This window comes from Nonomuraea sp. GTA35 (assembly GCF_041950525.1).
Taxonomy (GTDB): Bacteria; Actinomycetota; Actinomycetes; order Streptosporangiales; family Streptosporangiaceae; genus Nonomuraea.
In genome coordinates this window covers 21,707-46,884 of sequence record NZ_JBGNUV010000031.1, presented here as the reverse complement: position 1 = coordinate 46,884, position 25,178 = coordinate 21,707, and the positions used below count along the sequence as shown (strand labels likewise).

Annotated in this window: 22 protein-coding genes and 1 pseudogene; 11 read left to right on the top strand and 12 right to left on the bottom strand. The window is 67.8% G+C overall.

Annotated elements, in window-relative coordinates; translation table 11 throughout:
* Positions 1–141 precede the first annotated feature (141 nt).
* From ACBJ32_RS57855 to ACBJ32_RS57845, 3 genes are all read left to right on the top strand, one after another.
* Positions 142–741 (top strand): hypothetical protein, encoded by a 600-nt coding sequence (locus tag ACBJ32_RS57855; RefSeq protein ID WP_375134127.1) that lies wholly within the window; start codon positions 142–144, stop codon positions 739–741.
* Between the two features lie 66 nt (positions 742–807).
* Positions 808–1,443 (top strand): HAD family hydrolase, encoded by a 636-nt coding sequence (locus tag ACBJ32_RS57850; RefSeq protein WP_375134126.1) that lies wholly within the window; start codon positions 808–810, stop codon positions 1,441–1,443.
* Positions 1,444–3,333: 1,890 nt separating this feature from the next.
* Entirely contained in the window at positions 3,334–4,182 is an 849-nt protein-coding gene (locus ACBJ32_RS57845) for a helix-turn-helix domain-containing protein (RefSeq protein ID WP_375134125.1), read from the top strand.
* Here the strand turns inward: ACBJ32_RS57845 and ACBJ32_RS57840 are convergent.
* Positions 4,119–4,481 carry a DUF397 domain-containing protein gene (locus tag ACBJ32_RS57840; protein WP_375134124.1) on the bottom strand — a complete coding sequence of 121 codons (363 nt, stop codon included), beginning with the start codon at positions 4,479–4,481 and terminating at the stop codon, positions 4,119–4,121. The genes ACBJ32_RS57845 and ACBJ32_RS57840 overlap by 64 nt on opposite strands.
* Before the next feature lie 86 nt (positions 4,482–4,567).
* On the opposite strand from ACBJ32_RS57840, the gene ACBJ32_RS57835 reads away from it, so the two are divergent.
* Positions 4,568–5,209: a hypothetical protein gene (locus tag ACBJ32_RS57835; protein ID WP_375134123.1), complete on the top strand. Its 642-nt coding sequence runs from the start codon at positions 4,568–4,570 to the stop codon at positions 5,207–5,209.
* Positions 5,210–5,239: 30 nt separating this feature from the next.
* Here the strand turns inward: ACBJ32_RS57835 and ACBJ32_RS57830 are convergent, their stop codons facing one another.
* The 4 genes from ACBJ32_RS57830 to ACBJ32_RS57815 form a co-directional block, all read right to left on the bottom strand.
* On the bottom strand, positions 5,240–5,728 hold the full coding sequence (locus tag ACBJ32_RS57830) for an integrase core domain-containing protein (RefSeq protein ID WP_375134122.1): 489 nt from the start codon (positions 5,726–5,728) through the stop codon (positions 5,240–5,242).
* 687 nt (positions 5,729–6,415) lie between these two features.
* Positions 6,416–6,607 carry a hypothetical protein gene (locus ACBJ32_RS57825; protein WP_357895972.1) on the bottom strand — a complete coding sequence of 64 codons (192 nt, stop codon included), beginning with the start codon at positions 6,605–6,607 and terminating at the stop codon, positions 6,416–6,418.
* 598 nt (positions 6,608–7,205) lie between these two features.
* Positions 7,206–7,733, bottom strand: a complete 528-nt coding sequence (locus ACBJ32_RS57820; RefSeq protein ID WP_357895969.1) for a GNAT family N-acetyltransferase — start codon at positions 7,731–7,733, stop codon at positions 7,206–7,208.
* On the bottom strand, positions 7,730–8,917 hold the full coding sequence (locus ACBJ32_RS57815; protein WP_375134121.1) for a CynX/NimT family MFS transporter: 1,188 nt from the start codon (positions 8,915–8,917) through the stop codon (positions 7,730–7,732). Before ACBJ32_RS57815 ends, ACBJ32_RS57820 begins: the two co-directional genes overlap by 4 nt.
* A gap of 87 nt (positions 8,918–9,004) precedes the next feature.
* Here ACBJ32_RS57815 and ACBJ32_RS57810 point away from each other — a divergent pair, with 87 nt between their 5' ends.
* Positions 9,005–9,484 carry an RrF2 family transcriptional regulator gene (locus ACBJ32_RS57810; RefSeq protein ID WP_375134120.1) on the top strand — a complete coding sequence of 160 codons (480 nt, stop codon included), beginning with the start codon at positions 9,005–9,007 and terminating at the stop codon, positions 9,482–9,484.
* Between the two features lie 96 nt (positions 9,485–9,580).
* Here the strand turns inward: ACBJ32_RS57810 and ACBJ32_RS57805 are convergent, their stop codons facing one another.
* Both ACBJ32_RS57805 and ACBJ32_RS57800 read right to left on the bottom strand, forming a co-directional pair.
* Positions 9,581–10,228 carry a response regulator transcription factor gene (locus tag ACBJ32_RS57805; RefSeq protein ID WP_357895962.1) on the bottom strand — a complete coding sequence of 216 codons (648 nt, stop codon included), beginning with the start codon at positions 10,226–10,228 and terminating at the stop codon, positions 9,581–9,583.
* Positions 10,225–11,349: a sensor histidine kinase gene (locus tag ACBJ32_RS57800; RefSeq protein WP_375134119.1), complete on the bottom strand. Its 1,125-nt coding sequence runs from the start codon at positions 11,347–11,349 to the stop codon at positions 10,225–10,227. The genes ACBJ32_RS57805 and ACBJ32_RS57800 overlap by 4 nt, the downstream gene beginning before the upstream one ends.
* Before the next feature lie 110 nt (positions 11,350–11,459).
* Between ACBJ32_RS57800 and ACBJ32_RS57795 the strand changes: the two genes are divergently transcribed.
* Positions 11,460–11,996: a hypothetical protein gene (locus tag ACBJ32_RS57795; protein WP_375134118.1), complete on the top strand. Its 537-nt coding sequence runs from the start codon at positions 11,460–11,462 to the stop codon at positions 11,994–11,996.
* A 51-nt stretch (positions 11,997–12,047) separates the two neighbouring features.
* Here ACBJ32_RS57795 and ACBJ32_RS57790 read toward each other — a convergent pair whose 3' ends face one another.
* The 3 genes from ACBJ32_RS57790 to ACBJ32_RS57780 are packed head-to-tail and all read right to left on the bottom strand — an operon-like array spanning position 12,048 to position 15,129.
* Entirely contained in the window at positions 12,048–13,619 is a 1,572-nt protein-coding gene (locus tag ACBJ32_RS57790) for an ABC transporter permease (protein ID WP_375134117.1), read from the bottom strand.
* Entirely contained in the window at positions 13,616–14,506 is an 891-nt protein-coding gene (locus tag ACBJ32_RS57785) for an ATP-binding cassette domain-containing protein (RefSeq protein ID WP_375134116.1), read from the bottom strand. The genes ACBJ32_RS57790 and ACBJ32_RS57785 overlap by 4 nt, the downstream gene beginning before the upstream one ends.
* Entirely contained in the window at positions 14,503–15,129 is a 627-nt protein-coding gene (locus ACBJ32_RS57780; protein WP_375134115.1) for a TetR/AcrR family transcriptional regulator, read from the bottom strand. Before ACBJ32_RS57780 ends, ACBJ32_RS57785 begins: the two co-directional genes overlap by 4 nt.
* A 587-nt stretch (positions 15,130–15,716) precedes the next feature.
* On the opposite strand from ACBJ32_RS57780, the gene ACBJ32_RS57775 reads away from it, so the two are divergent.
* The 3 genes from ACBJ32_RS57775 to ACBJ32_RS57765 are packed head-to-tail and all read left to right on the top strand — an operon-like array spanning position 15,717 to position 18,968.
* The gene (locus ACBJ32_RS57775; protein WP_375134114.1) at positions 15,717–17,405 is read left to right on the top strand and encodes a GMC oxidoreductase; all 1,689 of its coding nucleotides are present in this window, start codon (positions 15,717–15,719) and stop codon (positions 17,403–17,405) included.
* Positions 17,402–18,007, top strand: a complete 606-nt coding sequence (locus tag ACBJ32_RS57770) for a gluconate 2-dehydrogenase subunit 3 family protein (protein ID WP_375134113.1) — start codon at positions 17,402–17,404, stop codon at positions 18,005–18,007. Before ACBJ32_RS57775 ends, ACBJ32_RS57770 begins: the two co-directional genes overlap by 4 nt.
* Position 18,008: 1 nt before the next feature.
* Positions 18,009–18,968 (top strand): ferritin-like protein, encoded by a 960-nt coding sequence (locus ACBJ32_RS57765; RefSeq protein WP_375134112.1) that lies wholly within the window; start codon positions 18,009–18,011, stop codon positions 18,966–18,968.
* 191 nt (positions 18,969–19,159) lie between these two features.
* Here the strand turns inward: ACBJ32_RS57765 and ACBJ32_RS57760 are convergent, their stop codons facing one another.
* Complete coding sequence (locus ACBJ32_RS57760) at positions 19,160–19,285, bottom strand: hypothetical protein (protein WP_375134111.1); 126 nt, start codon at positions 19,283–19,285, stop codon at positions 19,160–19,162.
* A gap of 20 nt (positions 19,286–19,305) precedes the next feature.
* Here ACBJ32_RS57760 and ACBJ32_RS57755 point away from each other — a divergent pair.
* A pseudogene (locus ACBJ32_RS57755) lies at positions 19,306–19,494 on the top strand (transposase family protein); the annotation flags it as partial.
* Positions 19,495–19,642: 148 nt separating this feature from the next.
* Here the strand turns inward: ACBJ32_RS57755 and ACBJ32_RS57750 are convergent.
* The gene (locus ACBJ32_RS57750) at positions 19,643–21,175 is read right to left on the bottom strand and encodes a hypothetical protein (protein WP_375134110.1); all 1,533 of its coding nucleotides are present in this window, start codon (positions 21,173–21,175) and stop codon (positions 19,643–19,645) included.
* 2,394 nt (positions 21,176–23,569) lie between these two features.
* Here ACBJ32_RS57750 and ACBJ32_RS57745 point away from each other — a divergent pair.
* Complete coding sequence (locus tag ACBJ32_RS57745) at positions 23,570–25,177, top strand: hypothetical protein (protein WP_375134109.1); 1,608 nt, start codon at positions 23,570–23,572, stop codon at positions 25,175–25,177.
* The last annotated feature ends 1 nt before the right edge of the window (position 25,178 follow it).

Here is a 25,178-nt window from a genome sequence, read left to right as displayed (position 1 = left end):
GTAGGGCTCGATGAACTCCCACTCCACATCCGTCAATTGCACTCGCGTCACGCAAAACGATCTACCGGATCGGACCCCGAAACGAGGGCGGATCCCGCAGATTGATCACAACCAAATACACGCCCTAAACGCAAGACCAAGGTGGAGCGGGGCAATTTCGCGAAGAAGGCGGAGCACCGGATCAACCACTATTTCGCCGAGTACGTTCCTCCCGGCATGGACCGCGACCAGCGGGAAGCCGAAACGGAAGGCATACGCCGGAGCCTGCGCGACGAGCTCACGGAGGTCTACGGCGAGCCCCGAGTCGGGGTCGAGAAGATCGCATGGCTTATCCGGCACCGGGCAGGCAAGGCCGCCACGCGCCGCAGGAAAGGCACGCTGTGGAGCTACCGCCGGGAGCTTGCCACTCCCTTCGGGACGAAAGCGCGGGCGACACTCGGACTGCTCACTCTCGCAGGTGCAGGCGGCTGGGCCGCTGTCGGCATCGTGCCGATCGAGCCTCTGCCTGCGATCGGCACGATTCTCCTCCTACTGATCGCCGGGTGGTTCTGCGCCCGCACCTGGCTGCCGCAACATCGCCATCTCCTTCCTACTGCAAGCCCTGTTGGACAGGGTGATCGCGGTCGCTCGCGGCGAACCCATCGGCAAGAACGGCCGGCCGCGGCCGCCGGTGCTGGTGGTCATCGAAGAGGTGCACACGTTAGCCTCGCGAGCCAGCGCGCGGCCGGATGCGAGCAGTGATGGACCAGTTCCAGGTCAACGCACCTGGTCGCCGCGTCGCCGCGGCTGCCGGAAAGGATCGAGACAGTGAAAAAGTACATACTCTTCGATCATGATGGTGTTTTGGTGGACACCGAATTCTGGTACTACAAAGCCGGGGAACGCGCCCTCGCGGACATCGGCTTGACCCTGGACATGGACCAGTACCTTCGGGAGATGAGCCAGGGATTGGGCACCTGGGCCCAAGCCAGGGCGGCCGGCATCGACGAACAGACCATCAGCAGGCAGCGTCAGGTCCGTAATGATTACTATCAAGAATGCCTGAGAACAGAATCCATCGAGATTGAAGGCGTCGTTGAAGCTCTGGCCGAACTGTCAAAACACGTCCGGATGGCCATCGTGACAACCGCCAAACGTGCGGATTTCGAACTTATCCACGAGAAGCGCCAGATCAAGCAATTCATGGATTTCGTCGTTGTTCGTGAGGATTACGAGCTCGCCAAGCCGCATCCGGATCCGTACCTGATCGGCCTGAGGCGGTTCGGAGCTACCAAAGGAGAAACACTGGTCGTTGAGGATTCATCCAGAGGGCTGAAGTCGGCCGTGGCGGCCGGTATTGACTGTGCTGTTGTCCACAATGACTTCACCAAATCAAATGACTTCGCGCAGGCTGCCTATCGAATCGAAACTCTGGCTGAATTGAAGGACATCATCCTCAAGTAAGCTGAAGGAGCATTCACGCAGCGTGTCAAAACCCCTTCGACATCATCGGCCAACCCCCGACCTTGATCGCTCTCGGCTGATCTTCCGGTTGGGTTGGCCGCGAGTCAGGCGTACGGCGGTGTGCGGCAGTCGGTGGCGCAGGGTTCTAGGTTCGGCCTGGGGCGGCGGGTCGGTCAGGCACAGGAGCAGATCGCTGCCGCGCCCGCCTTGTCGCTGTGGCTGGGCACGTGGGTGGCATCCAGCAGGGTGGCGATCGACCATGCGCCTGCCGAAAACTACATCCATGCAGCTCAAGCAGCATGCGAGTACTCGTGGAGGACTCCCGCCGAGTTCGGTCTCGCCGACATATGTTCAGGTCGGCAATCCGTCCCGGGTTCGGGATGGTGCGCAGCGGAACCTGTGCGGTGCCAGAACGCGGATACTGCTGCTGAGCCGGCCGTTTGCCGGACGGTCCGGCTGTTCTGCGGTACTCGCCAATCAGCCCAGTGACGGTCCTCCGGCGGTGGATCCGGGTGGCTACGTCGATCACTTCGCTGGGGTCGTGCAGCGGAGGACGGAGGGTGTGTTCCCGCGAATCGTTCGCGAACGCGTTCGCTCGTGGGGACCGGACGGGCGTCTTGACGACCCGCACGCTAGCGGCGGCGAACGTCTCATCGAACATGCGGGGGAACTTGCCGTCACGGTCCCGGATGAGAAACCTGAAGGCGCCGGCGCGTTCACCCAGGTCCATCAGCAGGTTCCGGGCTTGCTGGGTCGTCCATGCGCCCGTCGGGTTGGAGGTGACGCCCAGCAGGTGTACACGGCGTGTCTCGATCTCCATGACGAAGAAGACGTACAGTCGTTTGAGGAACACGGTGTCGACGTGCAGGAAGTCGCAAGCCAAGATGCCGGAGGCTTGCGAAGTAAGGAGCTGTCGCCAGTTCGGTGACGCCTGACGTGGCGCTGGACCGAGGCCAGCCGCGGCGAGGATCCGGCGGATGGTGCCCTCCCCGATTCGATGGCCGAGGCCGAGCAGTTCGCCCTGGATCCGCCGGTGCCCCATCGGGGATTTTCTCTGGCCAGCCGAATCACCAGATCATGCAGCTCGTCCGGTATCGGTGGACGTCCGGCTGTGTTGGGGTAGGTCCAGCGTTGGCCGACCAGGCGGCGGTGCCAGGCCAGCAAGGTGCCCGGTGTCACGATCCGATGGAGGCGAAGCCGTGTGGGCAGCAGTCGCACCAGCGCGGCCAGCAGCGCCCGGTCGGCCCAGTCCGGTCGTGGCCGGGCGACTTGACGACGCGGGACGGCGCCCTCATGACGCCGCACCAGGATCTCTACGTCCTTGGAGGTGTCGCCCCGCGAGAGTAGCGTCAACCAGCCGAACAACCGGACCATCAGCAGATACAGCAGGTGTAGGAACACGAGCGCTGAGGAAAGAAGGCCCGGTCAGATGCCATGGACGAGTTTGGCACCGCACAGGGCCATCACCACGCTGCCATGGACGCCGAGGATGAACGCCATCTGGTAGCGCGAACGTCCTCCGGACGTCGCAACGCAGCCCGGCCACGACGTGACCGACCTCAACGGCCCGCGATCCATCCGCCGAAAACCTCTCGGCGCAGGCACGATCCACGAATACCACCACGCCGCCTAACCGCAGCTCAGGCGACGTAACTCAATATTCGAGCGACACAGCCACCCGTCATCGCGCGGTCGGCCCAGCGCATGCGCCCCCAAATTAAGGCCCAACACTAATGAAGATAAATGACGGAAATATCACAATACAAGGCTTTGATTACCTCGGTGCTGTGACGGCTGTATAACGCCGTGCAAGTCGTTGCATATAGGGACATGTTGCACTAGCTTGTCGATCGAGCATATTCGGCACGCTTGCCAGGGGGCACGCAGAGCATGGAGACGGACAGCAGGGCGATGTTTCGCCGTCGAGTGGGAGCTTTGCTGCGCAGGTCGCGCGAGACCGCCGGCTTGACGATCGAGGACGTGGCGGCCCACCTGGAATGCTCCTCCGCGAAAGTGAGCCGGTTCGAGAACGGCCAGGTGGCGGTCCGCCCGCTGGAGATCCGCGAGATCCTCGGCCTCTACGGAGTGCCGGACGCCCGCCGCTCCGCGCTGCTCGACCTTGCCAGGAGCAGCCGGGAGAGCAAGCCGAAATGGTGGCACGAATACGCGGACGTCGTGGGCCCCGACTACGAGTTCTTCGTCGAGCTGGAAGACCGGGCCACGTTGATATGCGACTACCAGACCTTTCTGATTCCGGGTCTGCTGCAGACCGAGCCCTATATGCGGGCGGTCATGGCAGCCCACCGGGTTCCCGCCGACGTTGCCGCGCAGCGCATCAGGTTCCGCCAAGAGCGCCAGTCACTCCTGAGACGCCCCGGCTCGCCCGCCTTCCACGCCGTCATCGAGGAGAACGCCCTGCGAAAGAAGATCGGTGACGGCAGCGTGATGCGCGAGCAGCTCCGGTGGCTGGTGGAGGCCGGGGCGCACAGCGAGGTCTCCTTACAGGTCGTCCCCGCGACGACCGGGCTCCACCCGGCCGAGGGCCGCGCCTTCATCATGCTGGGCTTCCCGGATCCGGAAGAGCCCAAAGTGGTCTACCTCGAACACCTCAACGGCTCTCATCTGCTCGACACGCCCGCCGGCACCGACGCGTACGACCGGGCCTTCGCCGACCTTCAGGCGATCGCGTTGTCACCCGAAGACTCGGCCTCGTTCATCGAGAACATGGCGAAGGAGTGACCGTCGCGGATTCCCCGAACGAATGAGATCCACTCGGCCCTCGAGAGGATCAGACAGTGGTCCGGCTGATTTGACGATCGCATCGCGACAGTGCCGTCGTCGAGCATCGCCACTTCCACACATGCTCCGGTTGCACCGCAGTAACGACTGCGCTGCCACGTCGCTTTTGCCGGGTGGAATTTGTCCACTTTCGCACCGCCTTCAATGGGCAGGGCAGACAAGGGCGATATCACAGATACCCATAAGCAGCGGAGAATACTCGATCCAGCCGCAAAGGCGCGGCCGTCACCAAAGAACATATGGAATGTACATAAAGAGACTTTCCCGTGAGCCGAATGAGAAGCCCTGCACTCTCGGCCCTCTGTCCGTCGATCAGACGACGCTCATGAAGATCGTCCGCGCCGCTTCCCGGCTCGGCCGCACGAGCGTCATGGCCAGGGACTCGGCCGGCGAGTGGTTCGCCTTCTCGAAGGCCGAGGGCTTCGTTGAGCTGGCGGGTGCGACGGCACCGGAATTAAGGGACGTCAGCATATGCGTGCACCAGCACGGAGAAATAACGCCGGCGCTGTCGGTGGAGTTCACCCGGGAGCGGGCCGAGCTCCGCTACGCCACCGGCTCGGCCGAGGTCGTGGAGGCGGCGCAGGAGATCATCGACCTCTGCCGCCCACGCGTCCGCCGCTGGACCAAGTTCGTGCTCAGGCATACGACGGTGACGCAGGCCGCCGTGGTCGGCCTCGCCGCCGTGGTCGGCCTGCTCGTCACGCTGGTAGCCAGGATAGAGCTCGTGTGGTGGCACGTGCCCGCCGCCGGCCTGGCGAGCGTCGCCCTGGTCTGGGGCTGCCGGTTCCTGCTGCGTCGCCTCATCACGCACGCCGTGATCGGGAACCGTCCCGAGCAGGAACAGCCGGACTTCTTCGCCCGCAACAAGGACGCCCTCATCGTGGCCAGCATCGGAGGGGGCGTGGGGTCGGTGATCGGGGCCGTCGTCGCCACGATCCTGGCCATCCTCACCAGACTGTGGCAGTGAGCCGGGACCCGCGATCGAGCCTGTACCGCTTCAAACTCGTACGCGTGGTCTGAGCTGGTGTCTCGTCGGGTCGGCCAGGCTGCTCGGTGGTACTCGTTGATCGCTCCGCTGAGCACCATCCAGCGCTGGATCCGGCCTTCCAGCGGTACCGCAACTTGCTCGTCCTGATCGGGTGGGCGTTGTTGGCGGGACTCCGTGCGGGCGATACGCGTTGTCATGCTCGGCGTACTCCTCCAGGACCGATCGAAGGTGGCGTTCGTCGTAGATCAGCATCCGGTCGGTGCATTCAGCTCTGACGGTGCGCACCCAGCGCTCGGCGTAGCCGTTGGCTCGGGGCGTCCGCGGCGGCGTCTTCATCACCGTGACATCCTCTCCGGCGAAGATCTCATCGAAGACGGCGGTGAACGTGGCGTCCCGATCACGGATGAGGAACCGAAACGAGCCGGTCCTCCGCCCGAGGTTCATGAGCAGGTTGCGGGCCTGCTGGGCCGTCCACGCGCGGGTGGGGTTGGTGGTCACGCCCAGGACGTGTACGTGCCGCGTCGCCACCTCCATCACGAACAACACGTACAGGCGTCTCTGCCAGTGTCTTCCAAAAGGAGACGCTGCTTCCAAGCAGATCATGAAGGAGCGGCATCACCTCCTCCTGGTCGCCGCTGACCGCCCACAGCGCGCCAACCGCAGCGTGCCGCACGTGAGCGTCGGAGGCCGCGGTCAGTGATCTGGGTCTGGGGCTGTTCCTCGATGACGCGGATCGGGCCGGGGAGGTGCTTCGCCATCGGCTGTCGGCCGAGGCGGGGCTGGTCGAGCGATTGCTGATCGTGGAGGCGATGGGGACGCTGGCCCTCCGCCGACCCTGATGCCTGGAGCAGGATTTCCAGAACAACCCGCACCTCCGCCTCACCACCGACCTCCCAGAGCGCCACCGCGCCATGGACCCGCGGCGGCGTTCGGTCCCGCGGCGGCACCCGCACTCCCGGCGATCCGAGCGGATGTGCTGGGGGGATCGGCCCCCCTTGTATGGCTGCGCTGCCGAGCCTACGGGCGCTGCTGACCGACAGCTATGAATGGGTCCCAGGCCAATCGCGGTCGGGACGACGTCCTCGCCGATCTGTTCCGGGGCGCAGCGGGCCCGCTGCACCACGGCCGCCAGCCTGACCCCCGGGTCCACAGTCGAATCGGCAGCCAGCCCGGCGAACCACGCCATCACCTCATCCACCGACCGGTCCAGGCACGCCACCACATGAACGCGTAGTAACCGGAAAGTTGGTCTCGCCGGTGGCTTGAACTCTCGGTCTTCAATTCGATCATCCACAGTCGTTCCGTCCACAGCACCGCGTAGTCGGGTGCTCCGCCCTGCTCGTCGTCGTGGCGCGGGCGCAACTCGAACTCGTCCACGAACAGTGGCTGCCTGTTCCACCCACTTCGTCCGAATGACAGCTCATCCAGCGACCGCAAGAACCGGGCACCTTGGGGTGACGGGAGGTTTCTACACCACCTGATACACCAATCGCGCTGAGGCGGTACGAACCATCAGCTAATGGCACGGCGCGACACTTAACGATCTTGCTTCTAATCCGATGGCCTGCGTCCTCGTAAATCCGAGACTGCGGCTTCGAGACGAGTCGAGATGATGCTTGATCTAGTATTTATGTTCGTTCATGCTGATCGCCAACGCTTGACTTATCGAAGCGTCGCGATGCTAACGCTTTGCTCAATATGTCCAGAACGCGGCGTCTCGCGCTTCGGTAGCGCCAGCGTAGGAAGTCTTGTGCCATCGACTGTGCACTCCGATGGTCGCCGTTCGAAGACTGCTCTGTATGTCTGAGGAGGCATCCTGACCTGCGGTGATGTGCGCACGAGCGATGGGGATAACACGGGGTTGAAGGGCTGATGTGCTCGGTATGTGCTCGTGTCGGCAGGACCGCACCCACCGCTCCAGGATGAAGTTCATGCGCGGCATCCGGATGCCGGTGATCACGGTCTTGACGCCAGCTTATTGCTCCCGTGCGATCCGCTGATCGCCTTCGAGTGTGAACAGCCAGAGCGGCGGCTCACCCAGGCCCACGAGCGGACCGGCCTCCCGCCAGCCCAGGCGGTGATACAGCCGGGCGGCGGGTGCTTGCGGAGAGGTGATCAGCCAGGCCTTGGGCCAGCCGGCGACGGCCTGGGACAGCAACGCGGAGGCGATTCCTTTCCCGCGGGCCTCGGGGTGGACGAACAGCTCGACGACCTCGAAGGAGCCCGAGGTCATCCTGGAGACGGCGGGTGCGCCGAAGGAGCTCTTGAGCAGGTCGTAGATCCGGCTGCCCGACAGATCGGCGGGGGTCGGCCAGCCGTAGCAGATGCCGAGCAGCCTCCCTTCGTGGTCGCGTTCGACCCACGCCCTGAAGAAGGGATGTTCCAGGGCTTTCGACAAGCGATCGGGGTAGGTGTCGAGTTGTTCGGGGGTTTCCGACCAGGGCGGGTCGGCGTAGCAGCGGCGGTACAGGGCGATGATTTCAGCGGGGTTGAGCCGTGTCATGAAGGCGCCGCCTTCTGGAGCCGCGTGATGGGCGCGATGGTCAGCGTGGCCGCTGCGGCCAGGAGGATGAAGGCGAGGCGGAAACCGGCCGTGGCGTCGCGCAGGATGCCCACGAGCATGGGGGCCAGGGCGGCGCAGCCGTATCCGACGAAGAAGGCCATCGCGCTGATCCTGCCCGCCTCGGCGGAGTCACGGCTGACCGCCACCGGCACCGTCAGCACCAGGGTGAACAGGCCGCCGTGCCCGACGCCCAAGGCGAGGATCCACAGCCAGGTCACCGTTCCGGGGGCGAGAGCCAGGCCGGCGAAGCCGAGCGCGGTCAGCGCCGCCGTCAGCGCGAGCCCCACGCGCAGGTCGCGCTGTTCGCCGAGCACGGCCGGGACGGCCAGCATCGCGACCACCTGGATGCCGATCATCACGGTGAGCAACGTCCCGGCTCCGGCTCCGAGCCCGTTCTCTTGAAGCAGGGGCACGATCCAGGCCAGTTCACAGTAGTACAGGGCGGAGTTGACCGCCGATAGCGCGGTCACCCGCCAGGCCACCCCGCTACGCCAGGGCAGCCCCGTGGTGAGCGGCCCCGCGGGGGCCGCCACCCGGTCCAGAGCCAGGGAACGCCGGGATGCCGCCCACGCCACCGCCCCGGCCAGCGCGAGCACCGACCAGGAGGCCAGCGCCCCCGGCCAGGAGCCGAGGAAGTCGGCCAGCGGCGTGCTGACTCCGGCCGCGACGGCACCGCCCGCGCCGAGCCCGGCGGTGTAGATACCGGTGGCCAGGCCGGCCCGGTCGGCGAAGCGGCTCTTGACGATGGCCGGCAGCAGCGTCTGGGCGATGGCGATGCCGGCCCCGACGACCGCCGCGCAGCTCAGTTGGAGCCAGGTGGACCCGCCGGCGAGGCGGGCGGCGGTGGCCACGGCGATGACGAGCAGGCCGAGCAGCACCCCGCGATGGAGCCCTAACCGGCGGCCCGCCACGGCGGCCAGCGGCGCGCACAACCCCATGGCCAGCGTGGGAACGGTCGTCAGCAGGGCCACGCCGGTCGCGGTCAGATCCAGGTCGGCGCGGATGCGGTCCACCAGCGGCGAGACCGCGGCGATCGCCGGCCGCAGGTTGGCCGCCGCCACGAACATCGCCAGTCCTGCCGCCCCGAGCACCTGCTTGTCGGGTGGCGAAGAGGTCAACATCATGGACACTCCCTATGATCTCGGACAAGCTCTGTCCGAGTTCTATCACAACTCGGACAATCGGCGTCCGAGTTGGGTAGGCTGGTGACCATGAAGTTGTCCAACGGGGTGGAGTGGGCGCTGCACAGCTGTGTCACTCTCAGCCAGGGCCGCGAGCCCATCCCCGCGGCACGGCTCGCCGAACTGCACGGCACCCCTCCCGCCTACCTGGCCAAGCACTTGCAGGCGCTGTCGCGCGCGGGCATCGTGCACTCCACGGCCGGGCAAGTGGGCGGATATGAGCTGACTCGGCCCGCCGCCCAGATCTCGGCGCTGGAGGTTGTGCAAGCCATCGACGGTGGCGAGCCCGCCTACCGGTGCACGGAGATCCGGCAGCGAGGCCCGCTCGCCCTTCCGGCCGAGCGATGCGAGCGGCCGTGCGCGATCGCTCGCGCCATGGCCGCGGCCGAGGAGGCCTGGGCGGACGTCCTGCGCCAGGTCACGATCGCCGACCTCGCCGCCCGCATCGACGCCGACAGCGAGGGGACAGCGATGGCCGCTGTCAGCCGATGGCTGGCCGCGACACGCTAGGAATCCGGCAAATAGGAGACGCCACTTCCTCCACCGTGCTCGGCACGGCGGAGTACCGAGCGCCCTGCCCACTCAAACCGAGGCGCTCGCTTGGGTTCATGCGTGGCCGTGTTCCCAGGCCCAGGCGGCGATGCCTACGCGGTTACGCACCCCGAGCTTGCGCTGGACGTTGGCCACGTGGGTCTTGGCGGTGCCGGCCGAGATGAACAGCTCGGCGCCGATCTCGGGGTTGGACTTGCCTGCGGCGACCAGCTTGACGATCTCCAGCTCGCGGTCGCTCAGCGGCTGTTCGCCGGGCACGCCGGTGCGGGCGGGTGACGGGGTGAGGTGGCGCAGCAGGCGCACGGTCACCGAGGGGCTGATCAAGGCGTCGCCTGCGGCTGCCGCTCTGATGCCCTCCACGAGGAGCACCGGCCCCGCGTGTTTGAGCAGGAAGCCGCAGGCTCCTGCGCGGAGCGCGGCGTGCACGTACTCGTCGAGGTCGTAGGTGGTCACGACGATCACTCGCATCGGCGCCGCCGCCTCGGGGCCGGCCAGGCGCCGGGTGAGTTCGAGCCCGTCCATGCGCGGCATGCGGATGTCGGCGACGACCACGTCCGGCCGCAGCTCCTCGGCGAGGTCGAGCGCGGTCACGCCGTCCGGCGCCTCGCCCGCCACCTCCAGGTCCGGCTGGACATCGAGAATGGTGCGGAAGCTGCGCCGGATGGCCGGCTGGTCGTCGGCGATCAGAACCCGGATGGTCATGGGAACACCGCCTTCACGACCCAGCTGCCGCCGGCGGCGCGGCCGGAGGTGAACTCGCCGCCCAGTGCCTGCACCCGCTCGGCCAGCCCGGCCAGGCCGACGCCGGTGCGTTCGGCGGACGGCAGGCGCGGCGGGGCCTGGTCGCGTGCATGGTCGGCCACGGTCACGACGACCGCCCCCGTCTCGTCGGTTACCTGAATGGCCACGCTGGACCCGGCCGGCGCGTGCTTTCTGACGTTGGTGAGCGCTTCGACGACGATGCGGTAGATCGTGGTCGCGACCTCGCGCGGCACCGGGCCGGAGGGTTCGATACGCAGCTCGGTGCCGGGGAAGCCCGCGTCGGCGAAACGCCGTACCAGATCGGGCAGGCCGTCGAGCCCGGGCAGCGGCTCGGCGGAGGCACTTTCGCCCTCCAGCTCGCGCAGCATGCGCACGGTCCGGTCCATTGACGCCAGCGCCCGCGCGCCGTCCTCCTCGATCGCCCGCAGTGCCGCCGCGGCCTCGGACGGATCGCGGTCGAGCAGGATCTGCGCCGCCTGGGCCTGGAGGACCATGGCGCTGACGTCGTGGGCGACGAAGTCGTGCAGGTCGCGGGCCAGTTGCACGCGCTGGGTACGGCGGGCCTGCCTGACCGCGTCGACCCGGCGCCGGTCGAGGGTGCGGAGATAGGCGCCGAGACCGACCGCGCCCGCCGTGCCGACGGACCAGAAGAGGGTGAGGGCGACCGCGTCGAAGCCCGAGGGCGGCGGCTGAGTGATCTGCATCGCCAGCAGCGCTTCGGAGATCGCGGCCACCCCCACCGCCGGGACTGCCTGCCGCACGGCGGCCCAGCGCACGGTCAGCGTGATGAGCGTCAGCACGGCGACCGTGTGAACGTAGGTCGACGGACCACCGGCGACGCCCGGATCGGCCAGCCAGACGAGCGTGCACGTCGCGCCGAGCACACCGGCGCCCGCCGTGATCGCCGCGGTGCGAGGACGTGCCCGCGGCCACCAGACAAGCGACATGGCCGTGGCCGTGAGCATCGCGGGCACGACGACGAGCGGGCTGGGGAGCGGCCGGAGGGCGAGTGCGAGCGCGAACGCACCGGCTGCCACCAGCCCGCCTGCAAGGAACCTCATGGCGGCACCTTAGGGCAGCGGCCCGCGCCGGCGAATCGGCCGATCGGCAGATGTCTTCCTGCCCGCGTGAGCGCAGTCTGGGTCCCGACCCTAGAAGCCAGGAGGCGACGATGACGATCAACCTGCTGCACAAGGCTCCAGCCGCCAGTGACACCGAACAGCCCGTCCCCCGCTGGGCGCTGCGTGCCGCCTACGCGCTTCCCTGGCTGCTGCTGCCTTCGTGCCTGTGGAGGTTGCCGTTCGCCTTTCACTTCGAGATGGGTCAGCTCGACGACGCGCCTGTGTCGCCGTTGTGGATCACCATCCCGTACGTGTTCGGGCTCAGTGTGCTCACGGAATTGGCGGCGCTGCTCAGCATCGGTCTGGTGCGCCGGTGGGGCGAGGTGGTTCCGAGTTGGATCCCGGTCATCGGCGGCCGCCGCGTGCCACCGATGGCGGCGGTCGTTCCTGCCGTGACCGGTGGACTGGTGCTGAGCGTGGTCTCGGTGTGGATGGTGCTCACCTGGCTCGGCTTCTCCGAGCGTATGGCGTACGAGAACGGCTGGTGGCAGGCGCTGGCCATGGTCTGCATCACCCCGCTCGCGCTGTGGGGCCCGACCGTGCTCGCCCTGGCCTACGCCTACCACCGGCGCCGCCGCCCCGCCTGAAGATTCCGTGCGCCCGATCGATGTCGGTCATCAGCGCCTTGCTGAGCCGCTTCAGCCGAAGGGCATCAGGTCGCGGCGGCGCAGGAACGCCAGCCCCGCCGCGCCCAGGGTGACGGACAGCACGGTCAGCCCCAGCAGGGGCGCCACCGGTGACGAGGAGCCGCCCAGCAACATCGCCGGCACGTGCACGAACGGCGAGAGGTCCAGGACGATCCCTGTGGCCAGCTTGAACTCCGCCAGCAGGTCCACGACCAGGAAGAGGCCGAGGGCGGTCCAGCTCACGGCGGTCGCCAGCCGTGGCAGCAGGCCGAACAGCAGGGCGGCGAGCCCGATCACGGTCCAGACCGCGGGCAGGTAGGCCAGCGTGGCCCCGGTGACGCGCGCCACGTCGCCGTCGTAGGTGAGCCCCGCCGCCGCGCCCAGCGCGCTCAGCAGCAGCACCGGGCTCAGGAAGGCGAACAGCAGGTGGCTCAGTGCCCAGCGCAGCCGGCCGATGGGGGTGGACAGCAGCAGCTCGGCCCGGCCCGCCGCCTCCTCGCCGCGGGCGCGCAGCGCCGACACCAGCGCCGCCCCGGCGACGAGCTGGCTGAGCACGTACATCACGAAGGTGAAGAACACATCCGAGATCGGTGCGCCGGCGCCGCCGATGGTCGCGGCCAGCTGCTGGAACTGCGGGGTGTCCAACTGGGCGTCCAGCCCGCGGGCCGCCACGCCGAGCAGGGCGCCGAGCGCACCGAAACCGATCGCGAAGCCCGCGAGTGTGCTCCGGTGCAGCCGGGCGGCCAGGCCGAACGCGCCCGGCAGCGTCCCGGTAGCGGGTCCGGGGCGGGCGGGGATCAGGCCGCCGGCCACGTCACGGCGCGTGGACAGGGCGAACGCGACCGCCGCCAGGGCGGCGACGAACACCGCGATCAGCCCCAGCACCCACCACCGGTCGTCGGCGTAGGGTCTGGTCAGCCGGACCCAGCCGAACGGTGACAGCCAGGCCAGCCAGCCGGCACCGCCGGTGTCGGCCAGCGAGCGCAGCGCGAACAGCAGGCCACCGAGGGCGATCGCGATGCCGCGCGCCGTGCCGGAGGACGTGGTGAGCTGCGCTGTGATGCCGGCGACGGCGGCGAACGCCCAGCCGCCCGCGGCGGTGGACAGGCCGAACAGCAGCGAAGACCCCGCGGGCAGCCCGCCCGCGACCAGGGCGGGCACCGACAACAGGCCCAGCAGCAGGTTGGCGGTCAGCACGACCGTGAGTGCGGCGGCCAGTGGGGCGTGACGGCCGATGACGCCCGAGGACAGCAGCTCGCGCCGGCCGGTCTCTTCCTCGAGCCGGGTGTGCCTGATCACCAGCAAGATGCTGATCAGCCCTCCGATCAGCGCGAGGGAGGAGCCGAGCGTCCAGGCGGTCAGGCCGCCGACGCTCGCGTCGTGGATGGGGCCTCGCATGGCCAGCTGCGCGGGATTGCTCGCCGAAGCCGCCGCGAAGGCGTCGCGGGCGGCCTGGTCGGCGTACAGGTCTGTGGTGGCAGAGGCGATGCTCGCCGGCAGCAGCGCCGTGATCGCGATCCACACCGGCAGCAGCACCCGGTCCCGGCGCAGGATGAGCCGGATCTGGGTCCAGGCGCCGGTCATCTGGCGGCTCCCTCGTAGTGGCGCAGGAACAGCTCCTCCAGCGTCGGCGGCTGCGTGACCAAGGTGCGTACGCCCGCCGCGGCCAGCTCGGCGAGCACCGCGGTGAGCGCGTCAGCGTCCACCTGGCAGCGCAGCCGCGCGCCGTCCATGGTCACGTCGTGTACGCCGGGCAGGGCGGCCAGGCCCGGCGCGGGCCCGATCAGCTCGGCCGTCACCGAGGTGCGGGTGAGGTGGCGCAGGTCGGCCAGGCTGCCGGTCTCGACGGTACGGCCGGCGCGGATGATGCTGACGCGGTCGCACAGCGTCTCCACCTCCGACAGGATGTGGCTGGACAGCAGCACGGTGCGGCCGTTGCGCTTCTCCTGCATGACGCACTCGTTGAAGACCGCCTCCATCAGCGGGTCGAGGCCCGAGGTCGGCTCATCCAGCACCAGCAGTTCGACATCGGAGGCGAAGGCGGCCACCAGCGCCACCTTCTGCCGGTTGCCCTTGGAGTAGGTGCGGCACTTCTTGCGCGGGTCGAGCTCGAAGCGCTCCAGCAACTCGGCGCGGCGTTTCGGGTCGAGGCCGCCACGTACCCTGCCGAGCAGGTCGATGACCTCGCCGCCGGTCAGCGAGGGCCACAGGGTGACGTCGCCGGGCACGTAGGCGAGCCTTCGGTGCAGTTGCGTGGCGTCGTGCCAGGGATCGCCGCCGAGTAACGTGATCCGGCCGCCGTCGGCGCGCATCTGACCCAGCAGGATACGGATCGTCGTGGTCTTGCCCGCGCCGTTGGGGCCGAGGAAGCCGTGCACCTCGCCGGTTGCGACGGTGAGGTCGAGCTCGTCCAGTGCCCTGGTCCGGCCGAAGGTCTTGACCAGGCCGTCAATGTGCACCGCGGCGTTCATTGTTGTCCCTCGACTTTCTCCAGGCCCGTCCGCGCCTGGTCGAACAGCTCGCGGCCGAGGAATTCCGGTCTGATCAGGTCGAGCTGGGCCTTACCGACGCGCACTGCGGCCTGCGGGGCGTACAGGTCTGTGCCGAGGGCTCGGGAGACGTGCTCGTGCAGCACGGTGATGCCCAGCTTCATCGCCGTCAGTACGGTCGCGCGGGCGCGGTGGTCGGCCTCGGAGTGCTCGCCGCGGGCGAGATGCTCCTCCGTCACGTTGACGAGTTCGTCGAACATGGCGGCGGCCGCGGGCGAGCCGTCCACGAGCGCGCGGCCGAGGTACTTCATCAGGGGCGGTGCGGTGCGGTGCACGTTCTCGATGAACTCGGGCTTGTCCAGGTTTCGGTCGGTGACGCCTACGTTGACCTGCTCACGCATGTAGCTGAGGACGTACTCGTCACAAGCCTGTCTCAGCGCTTCCTTGGTGCCGAAGTGGTGCTGCACCAGGCCTGGCGAGACTCTGGCGGTCTCGGCGATCCCGCGGATCGTGGTGGCCTTGACCCCTTGCTCGGCGAACAACGCCATCGCGGCGTCGCGGATGCGGGCGCGCGTGGTCAGGTCTTCTTCAGATATTGGTCGCACGTACAAGAATCTATACGGATGTATTGGTTGCCATGCAACTGTTCAATGCATCGCATCGCATCCACGACCACGCGCTTGGTGCACCGGTTCGGCGGCGACCTCGTACTCTGGTCCGGCTTTGGCCGTGAGCCGCCACCTGGAGTTGGACGGCGTCCCCTGCAGCCGCCCGCTGAAGCTCCCCGGCACCTACGCCCCCGGCAGGGCCCGGCTTCCGCGCCTACTCCCTGATCGACCGACGACGTGCCCAGCCCTGGTTCCGTTGCACACGCCTGGCCTCTGCGATGAGTGCAGCAGCCGCTTTGGATCTTGTTCTCGTCACACAGACATGATCACGAGCGGCTGCTTTCGTTGTCTGGGAATCCCGTCAGAAGACGGTACCGACCAGTCGCACATCATCCCAGCTCACATGACAAATGGCGGCTGCCGTACTAGCGCCCGCGGGAACCTCTCGTAAGCCTTGCATTATTCCCGCCGCGGCGGCTCCGAAAGTGGGTCGCCGTCCCGTGAACGGCAAAACAATGATTACGCATGAATTCTGGCGGGCTCGGGAATTTCTCCGCAGAATGGATCGGGTGGGGCAGGGTGGCATGTCTGACGCAACGAGATTCGACGTCATTGTCGTCGGTTCGGGCGCGGCCGGGGGAATGGCGGCCCACGAACTGTGCAAGAAGGGCCTTCGCGTCCTGATGCTGGAGGCGGGCCGGGACTATGATCCCGGAACCGAGACGCCGATGTTCCAGACACAGGAGATCGCCCCGCTGCGGTCCGTCCTGACTCCGGACAAGCCGAACGGGTTCTACGACGCGACCATTGACGGGGGCCCGGAGATCGACGGCGAGCCCTACACCAACGCGCCCGAGACCGACAAGGATCTCGAATTCTACTGGTGGCGGCCGAGGATGCTGGGAGGCCGTACCAATCATTGGGGCCGAATCGCCCTGCGCTACGGTCCTTATGACTTCAAACCGAAGACGCGAGACGGGCTCGGTTTCGACTGGCCCATCGAATACACCGATCTGGCACCCTGGTACGACCACGTCGAGCGCCTCATCGGCGTGACCGGGCTACCGCACGGGATCGAGAACGTCCCCGACTCGCCGCCGGGGGTCCATCTCCAGCCTCCGCCGCCGCGCGTGCACGAGATCGCCCTCACGCGAGCGTTCGAACGGGTGGGCATGAAGGTGGCGGCGATACGCTCGGCCGTTCTCACCCGGCCGTTGAACGGCCGTGCGGCCTGTCTCTACGCGACGCCGTGCACCCGCGGATGCTCCAGCCGATCCAACTTCCAGAGCACGACCGTGCTCATTCCGCCCGCCCGGGCCACCGGCAATCTCACCGTCGTGTGCAACGCCGTGGTGTCGCGGATCGACGTTGACGAGACCGGACGCGCGACGGGCGTCCGCTACAACGACCGCCTGACCGGGATGGAGCATCCGGTGCGAGGAAGGGTGGTTGTGCTGGCGGCGGGAACGCTCGCGTCCGTTCGCATCCTGCTCAATTCGCGAAGCGATGTCTTCCCCAACGGCATCGGCAACGGCTCGGGGCTCGTCGGCAAATATCTCATGGACAGCGTGGAGTTCAACCGCGACTCGCGGATTCCCATGCTGGAGAATATTCCGCCGCAGAATGACGACGGCATCTTCACGCCACATATCTACGTACCGTGGTGGCTGCACTCGTCGCCGGGGCTCGGTTTCCCGCGCGGGTATCGCATCGAACCACGAGGCGGACGCAGGATGCCCACCATGAGCGTCGGCGGCTACGTCCCCGCCGCGAGCAAGACCTACGGCGATGCACTGCGCACCGAGGTCCGGAAGAAGTACGGCACCTTCATCACCCTGATCGGCGAGGGCGAGATGATCCCGAACGAAGACTCGTTCTGCGATCTCGACCCCAAGGTCAGGGATAAATGGGGCGTTCCAGTGCTGCGTTTTCATTGGAAGTGGGGGGAGTCGGAGATCCAGCTGGCCAAGCACATGCAGGTCACCTTCGACAAAGTGTTCACGCTGCTGGGAGGGGCGCCGGATCCCGCCCCGTTCAGGATGCCGCGGCCTGGCGGGGCGGTTCATGAGGTCGGCGGCGCGCGCATGGGAACCTCCCCGGAGAACTCGGTGGTCGACTCCTACAACCAGTGCTGGGAGGCGCGGAACGTGTTCGTCCTCGACGGTGCCTCGTTCGTGTCATGCCCGGACAAGGGCCCGACGCTCACGATCATGGCCATCGCCGCGCGCGGCTCGGCCCGGATCTTCGATCTGATGAAGGAAGGTGCGTTGTGACCACCGATGACCTCGCCGCTCCGGTGAGCTGGGAGTGGCGGGAGACGATGTACCGGGACGGGGTGCCCGGCGGCCGTGCCGCGCCGCAGGGTTACGGCACCGATCCCAACCTCGTCACCCCGTACACGCCGTGGCCGCGCACGCTGTCGGAGCACCAGCGGGCCCTGATCGCGGTGCTTGGTGACATCATCCTGCCGGGCACCGCCGACTATCCGGCGCCGAGCGAGATGGGAATCGTCGACTTCATCGACGACTGGGTCAGCGCTCCGTACGAGACCCAGCAGAAACACCGAATGGTCATCCATAGCGGCCTCTTGATGGTCGACGAGGAGTCGCAGCGCCGCTTCGGGGCCGGTTTCCTCGAACTCGACGACGCCATGCGGCGGAAGATCGTCGATGTCATCGCGTCTCCTGACGACGCGACCGACAACCGGGCCTTCTTCGTCAGGATTCGCTATCTGGTGGTCGGCGGCTATTTCACCTCCGACATCGGATTCCAGGCCATCGGTTATATCGGCAACGTGCCGCTCCAGGCCTTTCCGGGCGTCTCGCCCGAAGCCAAATCGATCGTCGAGGAAGAACTCAGGAAGCTCGGGTTGTGACATGAAGCAAGCGATGACGGGAACTCCCCGGGTGAAGGCGCTCAGGGAGTACGTCGAGGCGCGCATCCTCTGCCTGGATGATCTCAAGGGCGCGTTGCAGCTCGCGATGCAGCTGGAGTTCGCCACCATTCCGCCTTACCTGTGCGCGCAATGGTCGGTCAAGCGTGATCCCGACCGTACCGAGGGCGTCGTGCACAAGGTGGTCAGCCAGGAGATGTACCACTTCGCGCTGGCGGGGAACCTGCTGACGGCGATCGGCGGTACGCCGTCGGTGACCTACCCGGGCTTTCTCCCCGACTACCCGGTGCACGAACTCCCCGGCGGCATCCCCCAGCCGATGGCGGTCGACCTGAAACCACTGGTCAAGGATCAGCTCGCGGTGTTCATGCAGATTGAGCACCCGGATTTCCCCCCGGTCGACCGCATGGAAAGGCTGCCGCCGCCCACGATCGGCGCCTTCTACGACACGATCATCGAGACGTTCCGGGAGACCTGTCCCGACATCTATCCGGACGCCCACGCGGTGAGCGTCCCCTTCGCGCCGCCGATCCGGACCGTCGCCGACGCGATCGAAACGATCGACCGGATCAAGAGCGAGGGGGAAGGCGTACCCGACTCGCCCGACTCGCCCACCGGTGAGAGAACGAGCCACGCCCACTACTACCTGTTCAAAGAGCTGTACGTGGGCAAGCGGCTGATCAAGGTCGATGGTCGCTGGAGTTTCGACGGCGCGCCCGTCACCTTGCCCGAGGTCTTCCACTTCCAGCACTCGACGGCGGAACCGGGCCTCTCTCTGAAGTTCCGGAAGATTCTGACCCGGCTGCTGGCCGACCTGGAGTCCTGCTGGACGTCGGGGGTGGAGCCGAACGTGCCGGCCATGTTCGAGCTGAAGATCGCCGGTCAGGATCTCATCAAGCGTGGCATTTGCCCGGAGTTCGCCTGGGCAGAGACGCAGGGTTGACGCGGCCGGTCGGTTGCGGAGCCGAGGGCGACCTTGGAGGCGTTTCCCGCAGCGCGTGCCGCAGCCGGGCGAAGGCGACGTTGCCGTCTGCGGTCACGTCGTCTGCGGTCACCGGGAGAAATCCGCTGGGAAGATCACCGTTCGGATGAGCGCCGGCCCTGGGCAGCGGCCGGGCCGGTGAGAGCGCGCGGCTACGGAAGGGCGGGCTCGGCCCGCGTCTCAGCCCGCGTCTCAGCCCGCGTCTCGGCCGGTGTCTCGGGCAGGGCGATGTCCTGGCAGGCGCGGGCGATGCCGGACCAGGTGGTGGTCGGCCTCAAGGTCGTCGGCGTAGGCGACGCTGTCGCGCCATCAGCGCTCGGTCAACCGCGCGCACGCTCGCACCCGCACCCGCGGGGAACGCGCCGTCGCCACCTTGAAGACCTGGAAGGTCCTGACCCACCTGCGCTGCTGCCCACACCGTGCCACCACGATCGTGCAGACCATCCTCGTCCTGCACCTCATCGAAGAAGGCCGCTACGCAGGATGAAAGTGTTCAGTGATCCGGGCGGCGCATTCCCAACCCAGGCGAAGCCTCGAACCGGCGGCGGATCACGCCACCGGATGGGGAAACAGCCGGCGCCGCGATACGGCCGACCGGCCGGAAACCGGAGGCCTGCCGTGCCACGACCTTGGTGCTACCGGGCCTGTATGTCGGGACGGAACGTGCTGGAGAAGGTTTCGGCACCCTCCATCACAGCCGGGGCCTCAACGGGCGTTCTTGGCGGGACGGTGGACTTCTTCGGCGCCTTGCAGTCACCGAAGTTGAATACGTCTTCCGCGATCAGAAGGCCGAGCGGTACGCCGCCCGTATATTTGCCGCCGGTCTTTTCTTTGATCGCCGAGACTGTGTCTTTGAGAAACGCGTCGAACACCCAGTGCACACCCAGGAACACGCGGCTGATGCCGTTCTCGAGGATCATCTGCCACAGACCGTCGGGAAAGTTACGGCGATGGCGCGGCCGGACGGTGCCGTGGACGTCGACGCTGATGCCGTTGAGCTCGTCGGAGACGAAATCGAGACCGTTGAAGAGCGTGTCCTTCTTCAGAAGGTTGCTGCCAGTGCCCTCGAGCGTCCCGCCCTGACCGTAGAAGAGACGGGTGACATGGAATGCCGCGGCGCCGAACGTCGCATGGCCGGACGGGTACGCCGGGAAGTTCGGCGTGAAATCCTTCGAACCCATCCGGTTCGTGTTCTGAGCACCGAGCGGCCGCCACTGCGGGTCAGCGTCGTTGCTGATGTCATGGCCGGCCTGAGGCGCCGCAGGCCCGAAGAACGCATCGTGCTCCCGGATGCCGACCACCGGCCGCCAGAAATTGTGTATGTACTTCTGGTCCCACGCGAGGATACCCGCGTCCGCCATGGCGACGTTCACGAACGCGAAGAGCCGGGCATTGGCGGCGGGCGTGTTGTTCTGCGCGATCGCAACTTTACGGACGATCTGATTGTAGAGGCGCGGCGGCGTCCCGATCTCCAACGCGCCGTCATAGCCCCAGTAGATCCCGACGACCGTCTCGTCAGGTGTGCGCTTGTCGAGATGTCCGGGAAGCGTCCCGGCGAGTTCGGGGGCGATGCCCTTCCCTCGGACTTCCTTGACCGCGTCGAGGTAGGCATTGCTTTCGAAGGGCGGAGCCGCGAGCTCGTGGCGCGCTGTGATGCCGAAGCCTTTCGACGCTGCCCCGTAGTGGGGCGCGTAGAAGCCTTGTCCCGCGTTGTCGGGGTCGGGGCGGTGCTTGCCCGGCAGTGGTGAAGGCTTGTAGTCGCCGCCGGCGCCGGGGTCCATCTCGCGGTCGGCGAGAATCGCCCGTCCAACCGCCTCGCCGAATTTGTGTGCGGTGGAAGCGGGATCGCCCTCTCCTTCGAAGATGCCATCGAAGAACGGCTTCTGGCTCGGATAGAGCTTCACGAGTGCCGTGTACGCCGCCGCCGCGACGGCTACGCTCAGGGCCTCCGGCGTCGCTCCTCCGGGGGACGGCGGATCGTTGATGTAGCGCGGCAACTGCGCCGAATCGTTGGTGATCCCGGCAAACGCGTCGTACATCGCCAGATGTACGATCGCCAGCGAGCGCGAGCTGCGCGTAGGGCCGGTCTGCTCTCCTTGTCCGTTGGTGTGACTGACACGGTCGGCTTCGAGGGCGACTTTGTTCCACAGCAGAATCGGGTCGGCCATGGTCTTCTCCTTATTCCTTGGGCCGCTGAACTCCCGCGTCGATGTTTCCGCGAGGCGGGAACAACCACGTGCATGCCGCCGCCGTTCGGCGGAGACGGCGGCGCGAGTCAGCGAGGAACGGCCGCCCTTGCAGGCGTCGAGCAGTTGGGACACACGAGCCCCGACCACGCGCGGGCTAGCGTGATATCTCCGCTACTCTGGGTCGAGAATCACCAAGGACCGTAATATTCGTCCCGCCAGCCACAGGGGCCCGGCACGGCCGTATCCGTGGTCATGAGCGGGCGCTTTCCGGATGCGCGGTGTGGGGTTGGAGACGTCGCCGCCGCGCCGGGGGCGGGGGTGGCTGAAGGCGGCTGAGCCTGCTGGGCGGCGGAGCGGTGGCACCGCAACCGCTCTCGTGCCTCCGCCCGCGCACCAGGCTCGCAAGTCGCGCCCCTCGGAGCGGAGCGGCGGAAGGCCGTCAGGCGTTCGGTATGTGTGGCAAGGCGCGTCTCGCGCCGCCCCGCCCGGCGGACAGAAGCCGTCATTTCGTGCGGGCCGACCCCACGCGGGAAGGGCTCGCCGGAGGCCAACACGTGCAGCGCGGCATCGGCCTTCCCGCGCGGGGGCCGCATGACAGCCCCGTCAAGGCGGCGGGGTTCGGCGCTGCGGTGAGCGCCCGGGCGGGGCCATTGTCGACCATGGTCCCGTGCCGGACCGCTTGCCAATACCGGCGTCAGAAACGCGCGTTTGGGATCACACTCGCCCCGCACACTACCGTCCGGTGCAGTTGCTCGCTCCGCTTGGCCATCACACGCGCTGTGAGAGGAAGGGCCATGACTAGCCCTGATCGCTCGCTGCCGCGCCTGCTGAGCGCGGCCGCCACTCTGCTGGAACGCGCCGGTGAGCCGCTGCCGGTGACCGTCAACGGGAAATGTCCGGGCGTGCTCGGGGTCGGCGGTCGAGCGGTCCAGCATGTCGGCGGCGGCGCGGATGAGACGTTCGGTCTCCTCCAGGTTTCCTGCCTTCTCCCGCAGCCAGACCAACATCCGCAGTGCCCAGGTGTCGCCGGCATCAGCAGGCCATTGCCAGAGGTCGAAAGCATCCCGAAAGCGGACTCGGTCAAAGGCGGCCTGGGCCAGGGCGACATGATCGTCAGCGGTGGCGGCATGCCGGGTGGCGGCATCCCAGAATTCCGCCGGTGGACAGATCAGGCGGCGCGTGCGGGTGCCGTGTTGTTCCCAATAGTCCGCCAGCCGGTAGGACGGTTCTTCGCGCTCGAGTCGGGCGCTACTGATGCCGGCGCGGGACCGGATGCGGGTCAAGGGTGGCAAGGCTCCCCGGCAGGACCGGGGGTCGGTCAGGTAGATGAAGGCCTGTTCCAGCCAGTCATCGGCCAGCGGGTCCCGCTGGTCGTCACTCAGGTAGGCCGGCGGCGGCCTGTTCTAGCAAGAGCCGGGGCAGCGCCACCCAGTGACCGAGTCGGCGGGCGTCCATGGCCGCGTGCAACAGGGCTTGGGCCGCGGGGGAGGCATTCTGGTAGCGCCCGATCAGTGCCGGCCCACCGGCCACATACTGGATCACCGCCCCGGTCCTGGCCTGCCCTACAGCTTCGGCCCATCGAGGATCCCCACTCACCTCGGTCATGCGGGCTGCCGCCTCCAGCTCTGGTCCGGTGAAGGCATCCGGGACCCGTAGCAGCACGCCCTTGACCGTATCTTCCAGGACGAGACCGAGAGCAGGTGAAGGCCGCCGCGGCCGGCGCCGCCGGCACCGGTCGGCCCGGCTCGATCTGTCCTTCTACGACGAGCCGGACGAGCATCGCCTCCGGCTGCCCGACGACGCCACTCTGCACGGCGCGATCGAGGCGGCGCCGGCGGCGCACAGCCCCGAGGGCGTCTTCCGCGGCGGGGTTTCGCGAACTGGTGCCACAACATCCGGTCAGGTTGGCAGTTGGCGTCCGGTCGTGCCCGCCTGGCGAGGAGGCGCAGGTCGTGAGCGGGTGGCGCATGCGGGGCGGAGCGCCGCACCCGTCCGCCGAGGTGCTGTGAGCGGAGTGGCGGAACTACACACAGTTGACTAACGCGACTTAAGCGGAATACTGGTCACCCGATTGGGCCGTCGTTCTAGTGAGACGAGGATTCCCATGTCGTCGTTCGGCGTCGCGATGCCTCAGGCGGAGCCGTATCAGGCACAGCCGAATCAGGCAGAGCCACGCCAGGCGGAGCCGTACCAGGCGAAGCCGCACCGGGCAGAGCCGCACCAGGCTTCCAGCGACGCCGACGACGCCGAAGGGCACGCGCCAGATCGGCGCGGCCCCGACCGGCCACCGGACGGGACCGGCACTCACCGCTAGCGCGTGCCTTTCGCGGCGGTCGACAGATCCCGACGACACCCCCCGACCCCAGGACTTTCATGCCGCCAGACTCCTTCAGCGTCCCGACGGTGATCGGCATCGCCGTCCTCGTGCTCGCCCTCGCGGGCGTCCTGATCCTCTACCTGCGCGTACGCGGCCGGCTCGCCCAGGCCCGCGGGCAACTCGCGCAGAACCGTCAGGTACAGGACCGCCTGACCCGAGAGTCCAGTGCCTGGAGCCAGCGCCTGCTTCAGGCGGAGCGCAAGGTCCAGGAGAACGCGGACCAGGTGCGCGACGCCCGCGCCCAGCACGACCTCGTACGCGCCGAGACCGACCATCTGATCAACAAGCGGATCCCCGCCCTGCTGTCCCACCTGCGCGCCCCGCACGTGATCGTGCCCGGCATGCAGAACCAGGCGCTCGCCGGCACGGACATCGACCGGCAGCACCGCGCCGTCCTCGACGCCCTCGCCCGCGGCATCCGCGAGGAGGCCGAACGCATCGACGAGAGCGCCCAGGCCGTCATCAGAGGCGCCATGTCCCGCGTGCAGAGCCAGGCCCTGCGCGCCCAGGACCTGCTCGCCGGCGTGCAGCAGCGTTACAGCGGCGACGAGCACACGGCGCTGCTGCGCGAGGTGCTGGGACTCGACATGTTCAACGAGCTGATCATCCGCCGGATGCAGGTCACCGGCATCGCCTGCGGCGCCACCCCCGGCCTGTCGCGTGACGACACCTACCTGGTGGACCTGGTGGTGGGCGCCGTCTCGCGGGTGGAGAACTTCGAGCTGCGCATCGAGGGCCCGGCCAACCACCTGCGCCGCCGGATCGGGGTCGCCGCCCGCGCCGCGGAGTCGATCCTGTTCATCACCGCCGAGCTGCTGGCCAACGCGGTGCACCACTCCCACGGCACGCTCAAGGTGACCATCGCCGTGCACGAGACCAACAACGGCGCCGCCATCGTCATCGACGACGCCGGCGTCGGCCTCAACGAGGACCAGTACGCCCGCGCAAGCCGCCTGCTCAGCGGCAACCATCCGGTCCGCCTGGTCGACCTGGGCAACCCGCCCCGCACCGGCTGGGCGGCGATCGGCCGCCAGGTCGCGCACTACGGCATGCAGGTCACGGTCAAGAAGAGCGCCTTCGGCGGGGTGCAGGCCGTGCTGAACATCCCCACCGCGCTGCTGGTGGAGATGCCGGAGGACAGCCGGCCGTCGGTGCTCGCGCCCGAGCCGGTGCGCGCGGCCGCCCCGACCGCCGCCACGGCCATCCGCCGGGATCCCATTCCCGCCGCCTTGGCCGCCCGGCCGGAGCCCGTGTCCGTTCCCACCGCCCGTCGGGAGCCGACGGCGGCCCCCCGGCCCGAGCCGGTCGCCTCAGCCGCGCGGCCCGAGCCGGCCACCTCTTCGGCACGGTCTCAGCCCGTCACGGCGCCCCTGCAGCGGTCGGCGGAGGAACTGGCGCCGCTGCCACAGCGCCGCCGCCAGCAGCCGCGTGACACCAGCCCTCCGCCGGCCACCACGGGCAGCGGTTCCGGCGGTACGGGCGGCAGGTTGCTCACCACCCCGGAAGAGGCCCAGAAACGATGGGGCGACTTCCAGGCCGGAGCCGAAGCGGGTCGCCGCGAAGCGCTCCCCACCGAGCAGCACGACGCAACCGAAGGGAAATGAC